At 63.9% G+C, this 17658-nt stretch carries 15 protein-coding genes; 5 read left to right on the forward strand and 10 right to left on the reverse strand.

Annotated features, from left to right (window positions below):
* Positions 1–3: 3 nt before the first annotated feature.
* The 4 genes from KBX18_RS06160 to KBX18_RS06175 all read right to left on the reverse strand — a co-directional run bounded on the left by KBX18_RS06160 (position 4) and on the right by KBX18_RS06175 (position 7195).
* Positions 4–1449 carry a DHA2 family efflux MFS transporter permease subunit gene (locus KBX18_RS06160; protein ID WP_255995243.1) on the reverse strand — a complete coding sequence of 482 codons (1446 nt, stop codon included), beginning with the start codon at positions 1447–1449 and terminating at the stop codon, positions 4–6.
* A 207-nt stretch (positions 1450–1656) separates the two neighbouring features.
* Positions 1657–3678 (reverse strand): bifunctional UDP-sugar hydrolase/5'-nucleotidase, encoded by a 2022-nt coding sequence (locus KBX18_RS06165; RefSeq protein WP_255995244.1) that lies wholly within the window; start codon positions 3676–3678, stop codon positions 1657–1659.
* Positions 3679–3855: 177 nt separating this feature from the next.
* Entirely contained in the window at positions 3856–5802 is a 1947-nt protein-coding gene (locus tag KBX18_RS06170; RefSeq protein ID WP_255995245.1) for a VWA domain-containing protein, read from the reverse strand.
* Positions 5795–7195: a magnesium chelatase gene (locus KBX18_RS06175; protein ID WP_255995246.1), complete on the reverse strand. Its 1401-nt coding sequence runs from the start codon at positions 7193–7195 to the stop codon at positions 5795–5797. The genes KBX18_RS06170 and KBX18_RS06175 overlap by 8 nt, the downstream gene beginning before the upstream one ends.
* A 39-nt stretch (positions 7196–7234) precedes the next feature.
* Between KBX18_RS06175 and KBX18_RS06180 the strand changes: the two genes are divergently transcribed.
* Positions 7235–7819 (forward strand): histidine phosphatase family protein, encoded by a 585-nt coding sequence (locus KBX18_RS06180; protein ID WP_255995247.1) that lies wholly within the window; start codon positions 7235–7237, stop codon positions 7817–7819.
* Positions 7812–8561: an SCO1664 family protein gene (locus tag KBX18_RS06185; protein WP_255995248.1), complete on the forward strand. Its 750-nt coding sequence runs from the start codon at positions 7812–7814 to the stop codon at positions 8559–8561. Before KBX18_RS06180 ends, KBX18_RS06185 begins: the two co-directional genes overlap by 8 nt.
* A gap of 66 nt (positions 8562–8627) precedes the next feature.
* Here KBX18_RS06185 and KBX18_RS06190 read toward each other — a convergent pair whose 3' ends face one another.
* Positions 8628–9047: a cupin domain-containing protein gene (locus KBX18_RS06190; protein ID WP_255995249.1), complete on the reverse strand. Its 420-nt coding sequence runs from the start codon at positions 9045–9047 to the stop codon at positions 8628–8630.
* A 58-nt stretch (positions 9048–9105) separates the two neighbouring features.
* Between KBX18_RS06190 and KBX18_RS06195 the strand changes: the two genes are divergently transcribed.
* Positions 9106–9423: a DUF4298 domain-containing protein gene (locus KBX18_RS06195; RefSeq protein ID WP_255995250.1), complete on the forward strand. Its 318-nt coding sequence runs from the start codon at positions 9106–9108 to the stop codon at positions 9421–9423.
* Here the strand turns inward: KBX18_RS06195 and KBX18_RS06200 are convergent.
* The 3 genes from KBX18_RS06200 to KBX18_RS06210 all read right to left on the reverse strand — a co-directional run bounded on the left by KBX18_RS06200 (position 9420) and on the right by KBX18_RS06210 (position 13690).
* Positions 9420–10820, reverse strand: a complete 1401-nt coding sequence (locus KBX18_RS06200; RefSeq protein ID WP_255995251.1) for a DUF4185 domain-containing protein — start codon at positions 10818–10820, stop codon at positions 9420–9422. The genes KBX18_RS06195 and KBX18_RS06200 overlap by 4 nt on opposite strands.
* A 70-nt stretch (positions 10821–10890) precedes the next feature.
* Positions 10891–12699 carry a hypothetical protein gene (locus tag KBX18_RS06205; RefSeq protein ID WP_255995252.1) on the reverse strand — a complete coding sequence of 603 codons (1809 nt, stop codon included), beginning with the start codon at positions 12697–12699 and terminating at the stop codon, positions 10891–10893.
* A 70-nt stretch (positions 12700–12769) separates the two neighbouring features.
* A complete protein-coding gene (locus KBX18_RS06210; protein WP_255995253.1) occupies positions 12770–13690 on the reverse strand; it encodes a DUF808 domain-containing protein in 921 nt (306 codons plus the stop codon).
* A 58-nt stretch (positions 13691–13748) separates the two neighbouring features.
* Here KBX18_RS06210 and KBX18_RS06215 point away from each other — a divergent pair, with 58 nt between their 5' ends.
* Positions 13749–14081 (forward strand): DUF2218 domain-containing protein, encoded by a 333-nt coding sequence (locus KBX18_RS06215; RefSeq protein WP_040423787.1) that lies wholly within the window; start codon positions 13749–13751, stop codon positions 14079–14081.
* Here KBX18_RS06215 and KBX18_RS06220 read toward each other — a convergent pair.
* Positions 14078–14656 (reverse strand): DUF402 domain-containing protein, encoded by a 579-nt coding sequence (locus tag KBX18_RS06220; protein ID WP_255995254.1) that lies wholly within the window; start codon positions 14654–14656, stop codon positions 14078–14080. The two genes, KBX18_RS06215 and KBX18_RS06220, sit on opposite strands and share 4 nt — an antisense overlap.
* Positions 14657–14684: 28 nt before the next feature.
* Positions 14685–15425: a hypothetical protein gene (locus tag KBX18_RS06225; RefSeq protein WP_255995255.1), complete on the reverse strand. Its 741-nt coding sequence runs from the start codon at positions 15423–15425 to the stop codon at positions 14685–14687.
* 306 nt (positions 15426–15731) lie between these two features.
* Here KBX18_RS06225 and typA point away from each other — a divergent pair, with 306 nt between their 5' ends.
* Positions 15732–17648 carry a translational GTPase TypA gene (gene typA / locus KBX18_RS06230; protein WP_255995256.1) on the forward strand — a complete coding sequence of 639 codons (1917 nt, stop codon included), beginning with the start codon at positions 15732–15734 and terminating at the stop codon, positions 17646–17648.
* The last annotated feature ends 10 nt before the right edge of the window (positions 17649–17658 follow it).

The raw sequence follows: 17658 nt of genomic DNA on the forward strand, positions 1-17658 counted from the left end.
CCGCTAGTTGTCGTTCCACGTCCGAGTCTTATTGAAGAACAGCGCCAGTGCGGCGCCCGCAGCGAGGACTCCGGCAGGTAGCAGGATTGTGGCGGCCATCGCTGTGGCGAATGGTTCGTGCAGCGGCTCCGGGAGTGGCCCAGCGAACGTCGAGTCGCCGTCACCAACACGCGCGGCCAGCTGCGCCGACATCATCGCGGCCACGCTCGCCGACCCGATGACCGCACCGACCTGCCGCACCGTGTTGTACACACTCGACCCAGCCCCCGCCAGCCGCGGATCGAGATTGCGCGTGGCAATCATCGACAGCGGCCCCCACATCATCGAGTTCCCCAAACCATAAAAGACGGAGATGAGCAGCATCCACGCACTGCTTATCGACGGCTGCGTGATCCCCGCCGCCGCCACCATACTCAACGCAGTGACACTCAAACCGGTGATCACGATCGGTTTCGGATCGCGCGTATTGGTCAGCTTGCCGATGAACCCCGACAACGCCCCCGACACCACACCCGAGGGCAGAATCAGCAAGGCTGCCTGCGTGGGCGTGAGAACCTTCACGCTCTGGACGTAAATCATCCACGGGATAGTGAAGGTCGATACTGCGAAACCAACGGTGGCGATGGTGAGGGAGGCGAGAGCGAAATTCCTGTCGTCGAAAAGCGAAAGCGGAACCAGCGCATCGCGCGACGTGCGCGTCTGCCACCACACAAACGCCACGAGCAGCACTGCGCCTGTTGCGATGAGGCCCACCACGCGAATGTCCCAGTTGAAGTTCGCACCTTCCTGAATCCCGAAGATCAAGCAGAACATGCCCGCAGCACTGAGCGCGACACCGAGCCAATCGAAACTGCGCGCGGTGAGTTCCAGTCGGGGGACGTGCTTCCACGCGAGAATGAGGCCGATGATGCCCACCGGCACATTGACGTAGAAGATCCACTCCCAGCCGCCGAGGTCCACGAGGAAGCCACCCAGCAGCGGACCTGCGACTGTGGCGACACCCGCCGTGCCGCCCCACAGGCCCATCGCGGTGCCGCGTTCGTTCGGCGCAAACGTGCGGATCATCACCGACATCGTCTGCGGGGACAACATCGCCCCGCCCAGACCCTGGAACGCGCGGGCGGCGATGAGCACCCCGACCGATCCCACCGCGCCCGCCATCCCGCAGACCAACGAGGACACAGTGAACAGGGCGAGCCCTGTTAGGTACAGCCTGCGCGGACCGAAGCGGTCGCCCAACCGTCCTGTGATCAGCAGCGGGACAGCGTAGGCCAGCAGGTATGCACTGTTGACCCAGATGACCTCGTTGTACGAGGCGTCCAAACTCCCAGCAATCGCCGGGATGGCCACGGCGACGATGGTGGAATCCACGAGGATCATGAAGAATCCGAGCATCATCGACCACAAAGCCGGCCATGGCGAGCGCTGATCTTGGGCGTACGTACTCACCTGGGCGAATCTACTCCTGGCGGGCTCTTCCGGGGTTGGTCGGGCGGGAGTTACATTTTCAGTATCGCCTTTCAGGTTCATGTCCGAAATCTGACCTGCAGAAACGCTTTCGCTCCGCTGTAAAAGGCGATACTGAGAATCTAGAAACGCTCAGGCGCCGCCGGGAAACCCCAGCGGCGCCTATTCAGTGGTCGTGTTAGCTCCCGGTTACGACATCATTCCCGAGAAAGGCTTCCGAATGTCCTCGAAAAGCTTCGGGTTGAAGAAATTGAGTGCGCCGATCAGCGCGGCGATTGCAGCCAGCGCACGGAAGAAGCGCAGCACGCCCTTGGCGGCAGAGGATGCGGTGGAGCTATTGTTGTCGTCGGTGGCGCTGTCGCCGTTGTTGCCCTCCACCTTGACCGGCATGGTGACGTCAGTCTTCGCGTCAGTGGTGATGCGCAGGACCAGATCACCCTGAGCGTCAGCTGGGATGGCCAGTTTGACGCTGGCCTTGCCGGCCTCGCCGTAGCCCTGCTCGCCGAGGTTCGGATCGATGTCGGTAGATGCCTCGGCGAGCTTGTCGCCTCCAGCGTTCTCAAGTGAGACAGTGACTTTCTTGGCCGGGTCGTCGATGGTGTAGATCAGGGAAGACAGATCAATAGTGGCGTCCGTTCCAGGCTTGAGCGGCTGGTCCAGCTTCACGCCCACGGCGGACTGGCCGCGCGGAGCGAGTTCCTCGTCGCTCTTGAGGTACTGAATGAATGCGTCGACATCGAGCAGGCCAATGTTAGACATCTCGGACCCCCGGGTCAGGGCCTCGAAGCTGTCGCCACCGCCGAGCAGGAAGGTGGAACCGGCGATGACGTAGTCCTTCTCCATGTCCATCGGCTTGCCGTCAATGGTGATGGAGGTGATGCGCTGACCCTGCTCCGCGTCCGGGTTGTAGGTGTAGGACACGTTGTTGGACAGGCCGAGCGCAAGACGCGGGCGGTCCTGACCGGGCTTCCACTGCTGCTCGAGGACGTCCTTGAAGTCCTTGCCCTTGATGGACTTGTAGGAGTTCTCGTTGCCGAACGGCTGAACGGAAAACGCCTGCTTGTAGGTCACGTCACCTGCAGGGAGATCGTCGCGGACACCGCCCGCGTTCATGATGCCGATGTCCGGCGTGACGTTCGAGTTCGCCGCGACGCTCCACTTAGCGGCCTCCGCGAGCAGGTTGCTCAGTGAGGATTCGACACCGCGGTTCGTGCCGGATTCTGCGCCCTCGTTCCTGCCGCGAGTGAACGCGACCGGAGTGTTGGCCACGACCTGCTTGCCCTGCTCTTCGGCTTCCGCTGCGGCTGTCGAGACGGTCGTGGCAATCTCCGGGTAGGCCTTGTCACATGCGAGGACGGTGGCATTGTCGACGACCTTCGCCTCATCGACGGTGACCTGCTTGGTTGCACGGTCGATGCTCAAGTCAACGTTAGCGAAGCCCTGGGAGTACTGGCCAGCCTGCGCCACAACCGGGGTGGTGGAGGCATCTGGGTTAACAACCACGTGGGTGTGGCCGAGGAATGCGACGTCGACAGCCTCGAACTTGTCCGGGGCGATGCCGCCGGCGTGGACGAGGGCGACCACAACGTCGGCTTCGCCCTTGTCTTTGAGATCCTCCGCCAGAGTGTTGGTGGTGGCAACTGGGTCGTTCCACGTGATGCCCGCGATGCCGTCCGGGCTGACCAGGTTCGGCATGTCGGCGGTGACGGTACCGATGAAAGCGACCTTCACGCCGTCGACTTCCTCGACGTGGTACGGCTCCGTGCCGTTCACGGAATCAGCGTTCGCTGCAAGATAAGGGAAGGCAGCGTCCGGGATGACACGCTCGGACAAGTCTGCCGCGCCCTTGTCGAATTCGTGGTTGCCCACAGCGGAGACTTTCAGGCCCATCTGGTTGAGGACCTCGATGGTGGGAGCGTCGTCAAGCAGCATGGCCGAGAACGGAGAGGCGCCAATGTTGTCACCGGAGGAGGTGAAAATGTGCGCGTCGCCGAACGGTTCGGCCTCCTGGTCGATGGCGCACTTCAGGCGCTCGGCGCCGGGAATGGAGTTCTTCTCGTCGTGCTCGAAACGGCCGTGGAAGTCGGTGATATTCGAGATGGAGATCTTGGCGGTCTGTTCGTCGGCGGATGCGACCGGCACGGTCAGGGCGGATGCGGACAGGGCGCTGACCGTCGCGGCGGCGATGGTGGCGCGCAAGTTCTTACGCATGCGTGGGCACCTTTCGGTTCGAAAGCGGTGGGGGAAAATGTCGGTCCGTACTCAGCTACTGGCACATGCCGAGACAGAGAACCGCAATCGAAAATAGGTGAGCGAGGTGGCGGCGACGTGAAGCTGGAATGTCCGAAACGTTAAGGAATGCCCGAATAGCCACTCAGGTCCACTGTGTCACCACAAGCCGCCGAGGAACTCGCCGACGACGGCGGATCCGAGCTCATCGAGGTCGGGGGCGACGACGCGGCCGCCGGCGCGGGAGGCTAGTGCGTCGAGAAGCGCGACGAGGTTCGGGTCATCTCCAAGGCGGAAGAACGTGGTATTCGCGCCCCGACGGGTGACAGTGTCGAGCTGCGTGACTGTCAGCGCGAGGGTTTCGCGCGTGGTGGGCCAGTAAAAGACAGGCTCTCCGTCCGGGGTGAGGTGGGAGGTCGGCTCCCCGTCGGTGACGATGAGCAGCGTGCGGTTCATGTTCGGGTGGCGGGAGAAGAACTGGTCCGCGAGCAGCAGCGCATGGTGCAAGTTCGTGCCCTTTTCCTGCAACGGCGGCAAGCCGGTCAGCTCGGAGATGTCCATCGTCTGCGCGTAAAGGCCGAAACCGATCAGTGCGAGCTCATCGCCGCGGAACTGCGTGGAGATGAGGTGGTGCAGGGCCAATGCGGTCTGCTTCATCGGCAGCCAGCGCCCTTCCATCGCCATGGAGAAGGACGTGTCCACGAGCAGGGCCACCGCATTACGGGTGCGGGCCTCCGTTTCCTGGACTTCTACGTCGCCGATCGTGATGTTCACTGGGCCCGCACTCAGGGATTCTTCTGCAGCTTGACGTTGAATCGCATTGGTGATCGTGCGGGTCGTATCCCACGGCTGGGTGTCGCCAAATTCCCAGGCGCGGCTCGAGCCGGTCGGTTCACCGGTCTGGCCGGCGGACGACGAATCCCGGGACCCCTCCCGCGGGGAGAGGTGCTGCGCGGCGTCCTGCAGCAGTGACTGGCCGAGTCGGCGCATGGCTTGCGGGGAGAGTTTGAGGCTGCCGTCGTCACCCTTTTGAAGAAGCCCGCCATCGCGCAGCGCCTTCTCCAAGTCTGAGAGTGTGCGCGCGGACACGGCCGCGTCTTGGCCGAGCAGATCTTCGATGTCTTCGAGATCGGCATCCGAGGGTTTCAGCCCGGAGAGATCATCGGCCAGTTGGTCGAGACGACCGAGGTCCTCCATTGCGCGGGCTGCGTCGCCCAGCCCCAGCCCCTCGTCTCCCTCGAACTGATCGCCGCCGTGCCAGTCGAGGTCTGGCCGGATGCCGCGCAGGTTCGCGTCCAACTCGCCCATCAGGTTCATCAATTCCGGCGAGCCGAAAGCCTGCGCGGACAGCTCCATGAGTTCGCGGCGCTGCTCGTCCGTCATCGAGTTGAGCATGCGCTGGGCGGCCGCAGAGCGCTTGGCTAGCAGCTCCACGAGCTCGTCGATCGTGCTGGGGTTCTCCGGGAACTGCGCGCCGTGCTTGTCCATGAAGGCGCGGAAGTCCTCCTCGGTATCTTCGCCGAGGCGGTGCTTGCCCAACAAAATATTGAGGTCCCGCAGCATTTCTGCAATTGCGGCGCGGTCTTCGTCCGTCGCGTTCTCAAGTGCATCCTTCATTCCGGAGAATCGCTGGTCGAGCATCTCCCGGCCGAGCAAGTCCTTGATCTGCTCGAACTTTTCGCGCGCCTCCGAGGATGCCCACTCGTATGTGCCCAGTTCGCTCACTGCGCCGGCAGGGGAACCGGGTAGGTTATCCAGCTGCATTTCCCGCAGTTGCCGGTCCATGTCGTCCATGTGCACGTCGCGGGCGAGTTGGCCGCGTTCGGCGAGCACAGCGTCGTCGAGAAGCTTCTTCACGTCCTGCAGCGTCTTGCCCAAGTTGTGGCGCTGCAGCAGGTTGCGGCGGCGCTCGGAAATGCGCGCGACCAGATCGTCGTAGCCTTCGAAACCGTCAGCACCGCGGCGGAGGTATTCGCGCAGCGCGCGTTCCGGGGAGTAGCCGGCCATGACCTCATTGCCAATTTCTCGCAGTGCCTTCGTCAGGTCCGCCGGGGGAGCCAGGGGGTCCCGTCCGCCGGTATAGCGGGTGTAGCGGGATCTAGCCATAGATTGTTTCGCCTTCTCCAGAGTCTTTCGAGATCTTCCGGGACAAGTAGAGGGATTCGATGCCGAGCTCAATGGCTGCGGCACGGTGGCCGTCCGAACCAGCGCCGTTCTCGGGTGCGAAGGCGGCGGTCAAATCGTCGTACAGCGTTGCGCCGTCAAGGTCCGGCAGGCCGGCGAGGAACTGAGCAGCAGTGACGTGCTCACCCGTGGAGATTGTCCGGGTGCCGTCCAGCGCGGCAATGAGCGGAGCGAAGTCGATTTCGCGCACCGACCGACGCACGGCCCCGGCGATGGCGGTGCGCAGGATGTACTCCAGCAACTCCCATTCGCGTCCTTCCTCGCCGGGTTCGAACTCGACCTTGCCGCCCATCACGTCGACGGCGGCTTCAAGGTCCACCAGGCGGGCAACGGGGTCCTCGCCTGACACAGCGGCGCGGTGGCGAGCTGATGCGGCGACCGTTTCCGCGCCAGCAATGGCAAAGCGTGCGGAAACACCTGCACGCTGGTTCACGGCGGGGGATTCGCGCAGCGCGCGGGTAAACCGTGCGAGGACCTCGAGCAGCACAGGCGGGATCTCGGCTGTGAGATCCGCTTCCTGCTCGATGACTGCCATTTCTGCGGCCAGCTCGAGCGGGTAGTGGGTGCGGATCTCCGCGCCGAAGCGGTCCTTGAGCGGGGTGATGATGCGTCCGCGGTTCGTGTAATCCTCCGGGTTGGCGCTCGCCACGACCAGCACATCGAGGGGCAGGCGCAGCATGTACCCGCGGATTTGAATATCTGCTTCCTCCATGACGTTGAGCATGGCTACCTGAATGCGTTCAGCCAGGTCAGGAAGCTCGTTGATGGCCACAATGCCACGGTTGGAGCGGGGGATGAGCCCGTAGTGGATGGTCTCCGGGTCACCGAGTCTGCGGCCTTCGGCCACACGCATCGGGTCCACATCGCCGATCAGATCCGCCACGGATGTGTCCGGGGTGGCGAGCTTTTCGGAGTAGCGTTCGTCGCGGTGCAGCCATGAAATCGGGGTCGCGTCGCCGTTCTCAGACACCAGCGCCCGGGAAGCGTCGGTGATCGGGTGCAGCGGGTGTTCGCGCAGTTCGGAGTCGGTGAGGACAGGGGTCCATTCGTCGAGAAGCGACGGCAACGTGCGCAGCAGACGTGTCTTGCCCTGGCCGCGCTCGCCGAGCAGCACGATGTCGTGGCCGGCAATGATCGCGCGTTCGACTTGCGGAATGACCGTATTCTCCAGGCCGTGCAGCCCCTCCCACGGGTTGTCGCCTGCCGCCAGCGCCGCGAGGAGATTGTCTCGCAGCTCTTTACGGATTGTCCGGTACGGGTAATTCCCGCTTTCGCGCAGTTCACCGAGGGTCGAGATATTCGGAGCTGAAGTCATGCGCCCCAGACTACTCCGGCTCGCCATACACTGGCCGGGATGACAACTACGCGCGTTCTCCTCATCCGCCACGGTCAAACCCCTACCACCGGTGTCGTTCTGCCTGGTCGGGCGGCGGGCTTGCACCTTTCGGAGACGGGCCGCCAGCAAGCGGAACGTGTCGCTGTGCAGCTCAAGGAACGCTTTTCGCTTATCGACGCCATCTTCACCTCCCCCTTAGAACGCACCCGCGAAACCGCGGAGCCGACCGCCCGTGTTCTCGGGCTGGAGCCGGTCGTTGACGACGCATTCATTGAATGCGATTTCGGCGACTGGACGGGACAGAAGTTGACCGACTTGAGCAAGTTGCCAGAGTGGCAAACCGTGCAGAAGACTCCTAGCCAGTTCCGGTTCCCCGGCGGGGAAAGCTTTGTGGAGATGCAGGACCGAGTCGTCGCCGGAATCGAGCGCGCAGCTGCTCAATTCCCGGGCGGCGTTGTCGCGTGCTTCAGCCATGCAGATCCCATCAAGGCGGCCATTACCCACTACCGCGGTGTGAACCTGGACGAATTCCAGAAAGCGAAAGCAGATCCGGCGTCCGTGACCGTCATTGAGTTCGCCGAAGGAGTGGGCCGCGTTGTCTGACCACACGCTTCAGCCGCCGTTCACGCGGGAGCTCGAGCTGCTTACCCACGGTGAACTAGGTTTCGTGGGGCAGGTGGCTGGGTCGTCGAACATGACCTTCGTCTTCGACATCACCGCTGGCGGCGACCAGGATGACAGTGAGTACGCATGGGCTGTATTCAAGCCAGAAGCAGGGGAGCAGTACCTGCACGACTTCTCGCCCGCTTTATGGCGGAGGGAGCGCGCGGCGTTCCTGCTCAGCGAACACCTTGGATGGCACCTCGTCCCGCCGACTGTCGTGCGCGACATCGAGGGGCTAGGGGCCGGTTCGCTGCAGCTGTACATCGACAATGACGGCTCCCACTACTTCCCACTCTACGAAACGCGCGAGGACCTGCACGACCAGTTTCGCCGCATGGCCGTCTTCGACGTGCTGACCAATAACACCGACCGGAAGTCCGGCCATGTGCTGCTCGGTGCGGGCCCGTCCGGGCCCGAACACGTGTGGGGTATCGATCAAGGCCTGTGCTTTCACCAAGATCCCAAATTGCGCACCGTGATCTGGGACTTCGCGGGCGAGTTCATCGACTCGGCGCTCATCGAAGCGGTCTCGCCGCTCATTTATGACGTTCCGGCCGACATCGCCGAGCTGCTCGAGCCCGCAGAGGTCGAGGCACTGCAGGAACGCGCGCTGCGTCTTGCGGGGCTTCCCATGTTCCCTGCTCCGCGCCACCAGTACCAGTTCCCGTGGCCGTTGGTGTAGGGGGCGTCGACAAGCAAACAGCCCCGCAACGCACCTCCAGTACGTTCGGGGCTGTCGAGCGAGGGCTTAGACGCCGTCGGTCTCCTGCGGGTCGTTGTCCGCGTCAGCCTTCGTCTCGTGGCGCGTGCCGTGGTTGTGCTCCGGCGGCGCGTAGATGGAGTAAAGCTTCGCGGGCTCAGCGCCCTCGTTGGTGAAGTTGTGCCACTTGCCAGCGGGGACGAACGCAGCCCAGTCAGCACCGACAACCTGGTCGACTTCGAGGTCGGTCTCGGACGCGCCGATCATCGCGCGCAGCTCGCCGGCCTCTAGTCGCAGGAACTGGTCGTGGTCGTCGTGGATCTCGGCGCCGATCTCGCCGCCCGGCGGAATAGTCATCACGGTCAGCTGGAGGTTCTTGCCGGTCCACAGGGTGTCACGGAAAGCCTCGTTATCCACCGTCGCCTTCTCAATGTCAACGACGTACGGGTTGGGTCCTTGATCAGCCATTGTTCCTCCTTTGTGTTGCGAACATCAGGCACTTCCATTCTACCTAGAATCAGAGGGCATGGATCTGCCCGAACGCATCCCGCTTAACGACGCTCGACTGGCCCGCATCACCCGCACCAACGCCACCCTCGAGAACCTGCCCCAGCAGCTTGAGGAGGCCTGGAGCGAGCTGGCGCCGTTGATCGAGTACTACGAAACCGGCTGGAGCGGCGACATGCAGAACTACCCCGACGCGCAGTTCGGCGTCCTGTCCGAAGACGGCGTGTGGAACGAGATGGGGCGTTTCTACCAGGTAGTGAAAGAGATCGCCGCGGTCACCGCGCGCATTGTGCGCGAGTACGAAAACGGCGGCGAGTCTGGCGGCGGGGCGAGCTAGTCCAGCGGCACGAGTGTGACGTCGGTAGCTTCCTCCATCGCCTGCTCCTTGTCCAGGCGGTCCAATGCGTCCTGCGTGATGTCCGACTCGTTGACGTCGAGGACGGTCTGGTCGCCCACCGCACCGCGGTCGACCTGGGCCGGGGCATCCGACGGGGTAACGCCGAAGAACTTGTCCAGGCCCTTCACGTTGAACTGGGTGGACATGTAGCGGGAATTGTTGGACGTGTTCCACTGCGAGACAACCAAGTCCATATTGTCCAGAGTCGAACCCGGGACAATATAGCCGCCGTAGAGCTGGGTGAAGTTGTTCTCGTCCTGGTGGTGGCGCCAATTGCCGTCGCCAGCGACGACGGGGCGCGCCGGCGTAATCTCGTCCCAATTGCGCGCGATGGTCTCGGATACGCGCACCTCGATGGAGCGAGTCTGAGCGTTGAACATCGCCAGGACCCAGTGGCCGTCGATGTAGCGCAACGACATCTCGCCGGCCTTCATGTTCTTGGAGAGCATCGGTTTGCCCATCTTCGAACCCCACGTGCCGGTGGCGGGATCGAAAATCTCCCAGCTTTCGCGGTTGGCAATGTCCTGTTCGCGGAACCGGGACAAATACACCGAGTCTTGGCGACGAAAATCGGACGACACCACGTAGATGAAACCATCCGGCCCCATCTCCCAACTGATCATGTTGCCCAGGCCCCTCATATAGCGCGGGCTTGTCGTGCCCACCGACGTCCACGTGCGGCCGTTGTCAGTGGACTTCCAGATCTGGGTCTCCACGATGTTGCCCAGGCCCGCGTTCCACATGCCCTGCATGTACAAGACCCCGTTGATGTTGATCACATCAGACGGAATCAACGTCAAGTTGTTGTCGTGACGGTAGTCAATGAGCTGTCTTACAGAATCACCACTGTTCAGCGGGCGTTTCAAGGTGATCTGGCCGTTCCCGTCCATCTCGGCGACTGCACCGATGGGGCTGAGCCACTCGCCCTGGCCAAAACCGCGGCCGGTGAACGAGTCGCCGAAGACGATGGCGAATTCCTTCCCGATACCCAGCGGCGCCATGATTCCCAGATCCAACGCACCGGCACCAATGTCGTTTTGGTGAGTGCCCAGCAGGTCACCGACCATCGTGACATCGAGGCCTTCGCTGACCCGGCTCCAGGGGTTGTTTCCGGGCTTTGCCACCGGCTTCTCCGACGGCGTGCCGAAGAGCCCGGAGCTGAAGTCGCTCGACGAACTCGACGAGCTCGAGGAAGAAGACGAGCTCTGTGCGTCCGCCACCGCAGGGCTGATCAGGGATACAGCGGCAAGTCCGGCAAGGACGGCGGAAGACGTTGAACGCAGGGGACGCGGGGAACGACGGGAACGACCGGGACGAAGGAAACGCGGGGTATGCATGGGGCTAGCTCGCTTTGAAATCCGGGGGCGGTGATGCAACCGGATTGGACTCTAGCAAAGGGCGAGTGCTTTATTCCGGCTTCCTGTGGCGCCCGACACTGGACGTATCGTCGGGGCGCCGGTGCCGGCCCGTGCCCTGTGCCGCGCGCCGAGAACGCGTAGCACGCCGCAACCGCACTTTTTCCACCTCAGACAAATACGTGTTCTCGCCGGCGAGATCGGCCGAGGTACTGCTGCGGCCGGGGTTGAACGATATAGGAGCCGGGAAGGACTGCGTAGGCACATGAGCCTGCGCTCGGCGGTGCAGCTCCGACGAAGGCTCTGCAGGGAACAGTGGTTTTCGCCCCGCGCGGGACGCTGGCCGAGCCTCCGGTTCGGCCGGGAACAGCGGCTCCGGCTGAGCCTTCGGCTCTGCGGTGGACAACGGCTCCAGTTTCGCAGCCGGCTCGGGCGGGAACAGTGGCTCCGGCTTCGGACGCTCCGCCGGTTCGGCCGGGAACAGCGGCTCCGGCTTGGGGCGCTCGGCCGGTTCGGCCGGGAACAGCGGTTCCGGCGCTGGTGGCTCCGCGGGGGACGGCTGCTCTGGCGGGAGCACCGGCTCCGGCTCGGGCGCAGGCTTCGGCTCTGGCGGGAGCACCGGCTCCGGCTCGGGCGCAGGCTTCGGCTCTGGCGGGAGCACCGGCTCCGGCTCGGGCTTCGGCTCGGGCTTCGTCTTGAACACCGGCTCGAACACCGGCTCCGGCATGGGCTTTGGCCTCGGCGCGGGCTCCGGCTCTGGTTCCGGCTCCGGCTCGAACACGGGCTCCGGCTCCGGTGGCAGCAACGGCTCCTGCTCCGGCTCCGGCGGCAGCAACGGCTCCGGCTCCGGTGGCAGCAACGGCTCCTGCTCCGGTTCTGGGGGCAGCAAAGGCTCTGGTTCCGGCTCGGGCGCTGGTACCGGCTCGAAGACTGGCTCCACCCGCACCCGCGGGGCTGCTTCCGGGGTCTCGTCCTGCGCTGGCGGCTGGTATTTCGGTTCCCAATCCAGGAAGATCTCCCGCGCACCCGGGAACGGGATGACTTGGTCCTCCGGGTCGATGGCGGCATCGAGCTCGACGGTGATGGCTAGGGTGCCGTCGGCGTATTCGTAGACCTGCCAGGGGTCGTCGGAGGTTTCCGGCTCGAGAGGCAGCTCGGGAAGTTGCTGGATTGCGCCCGCCCCAGAAGCAGGGGAGACATCGACACCAATGCGTCCGTTGTTGGCGAAGGCGCGAGCTATGACGGGGGCGGGGGAGGCGTCGATAAGCGAGCGCAACAGGTCGGCCTCGGGGTGGGGCAATGTGCCGAGTACGCGGCCGTCGCATGTGACCACAATGTCTTGCCCGCGCACCAGCAGCCCCACGAGCCACTGGCCGGGGGACATGTCCGCGATGTCGGAAGCGCTGAACTCGCCCGTGGAGATGTCGACGATAACGGTTTCGTCGTAGCTGCCGGGCAGCATCACCGAACCGGGGAGCGGGTTGTTGCCCGGAATGACAAATTCGGCCGGTGCGAGGTTGACCGTGACGTCGCAGACGCCGGTGCCTGGCGCGACGTCTAGCGTGGCGGTCGCGGTCGGGATCATGCCCGCGTCGTGCACGATGTCGATGGGAAACAGTGTGTCGCGGTCTGCAGCGGCGATCTCGCCGATGACGCTGCCATGCGCCTGCGGCCAGCGCACGCGCCACCCGCCGGAGATCGGGTGCGGTTCCAGTTCAACCGTTGTGAGGCCTGCCTGTCCAGCACCGCCCGCCGTGCCGAGACTCTCATGCACCGTGGCGTGCATGACGTTGCCCACGCGCACGCGCATGCCGTCGCCTAAGGCGGTCGGCGCAAGGGGGTAGCGCGGGGTCGGTTCCATGACTCGAAACTTTACGCGTTATGCAAGGGCTGAACGAATGGCTGGGTTCGATTGGCAGGGATCACCCAGCTTAGTGGAACTTGCCCAGCACCTTCCGGACCAGCTCCACGACAGCGAGGACGGCGAAGCCGACGATGAGACCCATCACCAGCGCCCCGGCAGTATCCACAAGCCAGCCGACGAAACCGCCGCCGACTGCTTCCACTCCGCGGGCGAGAATGTCGTGCGGCCAGTGCCAGCCAAAGACTTCGTCGAAACCACGAATGATCAGGTGTCCGCCGACCCACAGCATGGCCACAGTGCCCACCACGCCGATCGCCTTGAGCACGTACGGCATGCCCTTGACCAGCGCGGTGCCCAGCTTTGGCGTATTGCCGCGCTCAACCATGCCCAGACCGATGTCGTCGACCTTCACCAGCAGCGCCACCGCACCGTAGACCGCGATGGTGATGAAGATGGCCACGGCCACCAGCACGAGGAATTCCATCCACAGCGGCTGGTCAGCGACTTCGTCGAGCGCGATGATCATGATCTCCGCAGACAGAATTAGGTCTGTCGTCACAGCGCGCTGGACCAGCGAGTCTTCGCTTTCAGCATCGCGGTTGACGGCGCGCTCTGCGGCTTCATCCTCGTCGTGCAGAAGCTTATCGACGATCTTCTCCGCACCCTCAAAGCACAGATAGGAACCACCAATCATGAGGATGGGCACCAGCGCCCACGGAGCGACGGCGTTGAGCAGTAGCGCGATCGGCAGAATGATGAGCAGCTTGTTGCGCAGCGAACCCTTTGTGATCCGCCAAATCATCGGCAACTCGCGCGCCGGCGTCACCCCCGTGACATATTGCGGCGTCACTGCAGCATCGTCGATTACAACGCCTGCAGCTTTAGCGGACGTTTTCGCCGTCATGGCAGCCACGTCATCCATGCTGGATGCGGCGGTGCGGGCGATCAGGGCGACGTCGTCAAGCAGTGCGAGCAAACCACCGGCCATTGTTTGAGCCTTTCTGTAGGGAACGAGCAGAGCCTACCCCGTTATGTATGGTGTGAGCATGTCTGAAACGGTCACATCGACAGCCCGGGTGCGTTTGTCCAGCCCAGGGCGGTGCGGCAAGCGGCTGGCCGCCCACTTCGCTCAAACCATTGACGCGACGTGGGATAGCGACGGTTCCAAAGGCTTGTTCAAATTCCCGGACGCCACGTGCGATGTCATCGGCACCGACGGCGTGCTCATGTTCAGCGTCGAGGGTCCCCGTGACGGCGTTGAGGAGGCCGAACGTCAGGTAGCCACACGCTTGATCCACATCGCGAACGAAGACGATGTCGTCGTCGAGTGGCTACGCGGGGGAGAGACCGTCGCACGTTTCTCGCGCGACAGCGCCTAACCCACCGGCGTCAACTCCACTTCCTCAGCCCATGTCAGTTCGATGCCCTGGGCGCGCAGCCATTCCATCGCGTCGTCGTCGTGGCGGGTGATGCCCTCGACAGCGTTGAGCGTGGCATCGATCGCCTTCTCCGCTTCCGAGGCGCTGATCAGGCCTGCTGAGGTGGCCGCGGCAAGCTCGTCGATGTCGAGCACGTCGATCGCCTCGCCCTGGATGGCCACGAGGTCGACGTACAAGTCGCGTGTGCGCCACACTTCGCCCTCGTGATCAATGGCGGCGATGTCGAAGTAGAAGTCCTGCTCCACATCCACGCCCTCGCGGAAGTGGAAGATGTTGGCGCGCAAGTTGAGCTCCGGCAGCAACCAGCTCTCCAGGTAACCGAACTTCGGGTGGTTGGCCCCACGGGCCATGTACAGGCCGAAATCCGTCACCGTGAAGGTGTCCACGTCGCGCAGGTACCCCTTCGGGTCCGTGTTCGTCTTCGACATCGTGTCGAAGGTCTCCTGCTTGACGGGGTGGAGATCCACGGCAGAATCTGCCGCGCCCGGGGCTACCTGGGGGCCTGTGCCAGTCATCTCGATTGCCTTTCCTACATCCAGCGTCCTACTTCACCGTCGCCGTCAGGGCCACCGGTGCGAAGCGGCAGGACTTCCCGCCTGTCTTCACCGCACCGTCGACCACTGCCAGAACGGGTCCGGGGCCCGTGGAGGCCACCCCGGACAAGGTTGCCGGTCCTGTGGGATTAATCCCGTTATTGGCCAACGGCGTTACACCGCTGCGCAGCGAGCCAACATTCACCCAGTACACATTCATCTGGCCCTGCTGCTTCTCCGCAGCTCCCGTGCCCAGGGCGGTGAAGACGAACGTGCTCTCCCCGGCCTTCGGTGCCGGCTGCGGAGAGTCCGCCGGCCCCGGCACCGCGATAACGGACCCTGTGGAGTGCAGGCCCGGGCCCATGCAGTTCAGCGACACCGTTGGCCAGTAGCCCTGGCGGAACGCTGGGCCGTTCGTCGGCAGGGCCGGTCCACCGGATTCTCCCTTCCCGGCGGTGAACCCGACCGCTGCCAGAAGCGCATCGCGCACCTGCGGCGGCACCCACGGCTGGTTAGCAAAATCGGTCACGGCGCGCTGGACCTGCGGGGTGGGGCGGCCGAGATCGTCGATAATCTGCGACGACGTGAGGTTCGATAGCCCCGGCAGGCCCGGGGCAGCGCTCTGCGCGGAGGCGGGGACGGCCGCACCGGCCACGAGCCCGGCGGCAAGCACGGTGGCCGCAACCGCACCCTTGACAGGGCGCGACAGAACTGGCAGGGCCGGCAGGGTGGGGAGCTTCTTCAGCTGCATGGGAGTTGGGTCCTTCGCGTCGGGAAAGTAACGCATTATCACAGGGCACTTTAGTTACTTTGAAAACAATTGCAACATAAACACCATAGTTTTCTTACGTCCCAATGTCGGGATTGGGGCGGGCGTTGCGTGTTGTTTCCTGTGTCCTGCTCCGCGTTGTGTTGAATTCTCTGTTGGGTTCTGTCTTCAGTTCGGCTGCGCCCCAACATCGCGTTACCCACCGTATGCGGGTAGGGTTTAACCGTTCAAGCGGGGCTGCCGTGACGGTGGCGTCGTCACGCAAAAGCAAGAAGGAGCAGACCCGCAGTGTCGCACCCCGAATTCCGCAACGTCGCTATCGTCGCGCACGTTGACCACGGCAAGACCACCCTCGTCAACGGCATGCTGGAGCAGTCCGGCGTGTTCGGTGACCACGGCGAGGTCGCGGACCGCGTCATGGACTCCGGCGATCTCGAGTCCGAGCGCGGCATCACTATTCTGGCGAAGAACACCTCCATCCGCCGCAAAGGCGCGGGCAAGGATGGCCGCGATCTAGTCATCAACGTCATTGACACGCCGGGCCACGCGGACTTCGGCGGCGAGGTGGAGCGCGGCCTGTCCATGGTCGACGGTGTTGTTCTGCTTATCGATGCCTCCGAAGGCCCGCTGCCGCAAACCCGCTTCGTCCTGGGCAAAGCGCTCGAGGCGAAAAAGCCCGTGATCATCTGTGTGAACAAGACCGACCGCCCCGACGCGCGTATCGACGAAGTCGTCGAAGAGGCCCAGGACCTGCTCCTCGAGCTCGGCGCGTCATTGGAGGATCCGGATGCGGCTGAAGCCGCAGAGAACCTGCTCGAGCTGCCGGTGCTCTACGCCTCCGGTCGCGCTGGCCGTGCCTCCTTCAACAACCCGGGTAACGGCGGCCTGCCGGACAACGACGACCTGCAGCCGCTTTTCGACGTCATCTACGACGTCCTCCCCGAACCTTCCGCCGACATCGATGCCCCGTTCCAGGCGCAGGTGACCAACCTAGACTCCTCGTCCTTCCTGGGCCGTATCGCGCTGATCCGCGTGTACCGCGGCAGCGTGAAGAAGGGCGACAACGTCGCCTGGGTCCACTACGACTCTGACGGCAACGAGCACGTCAAGAACGTCAAGATCGCCGAGCTGCTGGTCACGGAAGGGCTTGAGCGTGTTCCGGCCCAGGGCGAGGTCGTCGCCGGCGACATCGCCGCGGTGTCCGGCATCGACGAGATCATGATCGGCGACACCCTGTGCGACCCGGAGCATGTGGAGGCCCGCGAGCGCATCAAGATCGACGACCCCGCAATCTCCATGACCATCGGCGTGAACACCTCCCCAATGGCCGGCCGCGGCGGTGGCGACAAGCTCACCGCCCGCATGGTCAAGGCGCGCCTGGACCAGGAGCTGATTGGTAACGTCTCCATCAAGGTGCTGCCGACCGACCGCCCCGACGCGTGGGAGGTCCAGGGCCGCGGCGAAATGGCCCTGACCGTTCTGATCGAGACGATGCGCCGCGAAGGCTTCGAGCTGACCGTGGGCAAGCCGCAGGTGGTCACCAAGGAGATCGACGGCAAGACCTACGAGCCCTACGACCACATGGTCATTGACACTCCGTCCGAGCACCAGGGTGCTGTCACCCAGCTCATGGCCAACCGCAAGGGCCAGATGACCGCCATGGGCAACTCTGGCGCCGGTGACTGGGTCCGCATGGAGTTCGACGTCCCGTCCCGCGGCCTGATTGGCTTCCGCACGACGTTCCTCACCGAGACCCGCGGCGCTGGCATTGCCAACAGCTACTCCATCGAGCACCGCCCGTGGGCAGGGGAGATCAAGGGCCGCCCGACTGGCTCGCTCGTTGCCGACCGTTCCGGCCAGGTCACTGCCTACGCGCTGACGCAGCTGGCAGACCGCGGCGACTTCTTCGTCGAGCCCGGCGCGGAAACCTACGAGGGCATGGTCGTCGGCGCGAACAGCCGAGACGAGGACATGGACATCAACATCACCAAGGAGAAGAAACTGACCAACATGCGTTCTGCCACCGCAGACGCAACGGTCACGCTGGCCAAGGCCAGGACCCTCTCTCTGGATGAGGCCATCGAGTTCTGCGACGACGACGAGTGCGTCGAGGTCACGCCCGAGGTCATGCGCGTGCGCAAGGTGATCCTCAACTCCACCGAGCGCGGCCGTGCACGTTCTCGTGCGAAGCAGATGAACAAGTAGCATTAGCGCG

The sequence above is a fragment of the Corynebacterium sp. CCUG 69979 genome (assembly GCF_024454095.1).
GTDB lineage: Bacteria > Actinomycetota > Actinomycetes > Mycobacteriales > Mycobacteriaceae > Corynebacterium > Corynebacterium genitalium.

What these genes read in the sequence shown, in the direction of transcription:
- KBX18_RS06165 (WP_255995244.1), bottom strand. Translation starts at nt 3,678, where the DNA reads ATGCGTAAGAACTTGCGCGCCACCATCGCCGCCGCGACGGTCAGCGCC.
- KBX18_RS06170 (WP_255995245.1), bottom strand. Translation starts at nt 5,802, where the DNA reads ATGGCTAGATCCCGCTACACCCGCTATACCGGCGGACGGGACCCCCTG.
- KBX18_RS06175 (WP_255995246.1), bottom strand. Translation starts at nt 7,195, where the DNA reads ATGACTTCAGCTCCGAATATCTCGACCCTCGGTGAACTGCGCGAAAGC.
- KBX18_RS06180 (WP_255995247.1), top strand. Translation starts at nt 7,235, where the DNA reads ATGACAACTACGCGCGTTCTCCTCATCCGCCACGGTCAAACCCCTACC.
- KBX18_RS06190 (WP_255995249.1), bottom strand. Translation starts at nt 9,047, where the DNA reads ATGGCTGATCAAGGACCCAACCCGTACGTCGTTGACATTGAGAAGGCG.
- KBX18_RS06195 (WP_255995250.1), top strand. Translation starts at nt 9,106, where the DNA reads ATGGATCTGCCCGAACGCATCCCGCTTAACGACGCTCGACTGGCCCGC.
- KBX18_RS06200 (WP_255995251.1), bottom strand. Translation starts at nt 10,820, where the DNA reads ATGCATACCCCGCGTTTCCTTCGTCCCGGTCGTTCCCGTCGTTCCCCG.
- KBX18_RS06205 (WP_255995252.1), bottom strand. Translation starts at nt 12,699, where the DNA reads ATGGAACCGACCCCGCGCTACCCCCTTGCGCCGACCGCCTTAGGCGAC.
- KBX18_RS06210 (WP_255995253.1), bottom strand. Translation starts at nt 13,690, where the DNA reads ATGGCCGGTGGTTTGCTCGCACTGCTTGACGACGTCGCCCTGATCGCC.
- KBX18_RS06215 (WP_040423787.1), top strand. Translation starts at nt 13,749, where the DNA reads ATGTCTGAAACGGTCACATCGACAGCCCGGGTGCGTTTGTCCAGCCCA.
- KBX18_RS06220 (WP_255995254.1), bottom strand. Translation starts at nt 14,656, where the DNA reads ATGACTGGCACAGGCCCCCAGGTAGCCCCGGGCGCGGCAGATTCTGCC.
- KBX18_RS06225 (WP_255995255.1), bottom strand. Translation starts at nt 15,425, where the DNA reads ATGCAGCTGAAGAAGCTCCCCACCCTGCCGGCCCTGCCAGTTCTGTCG.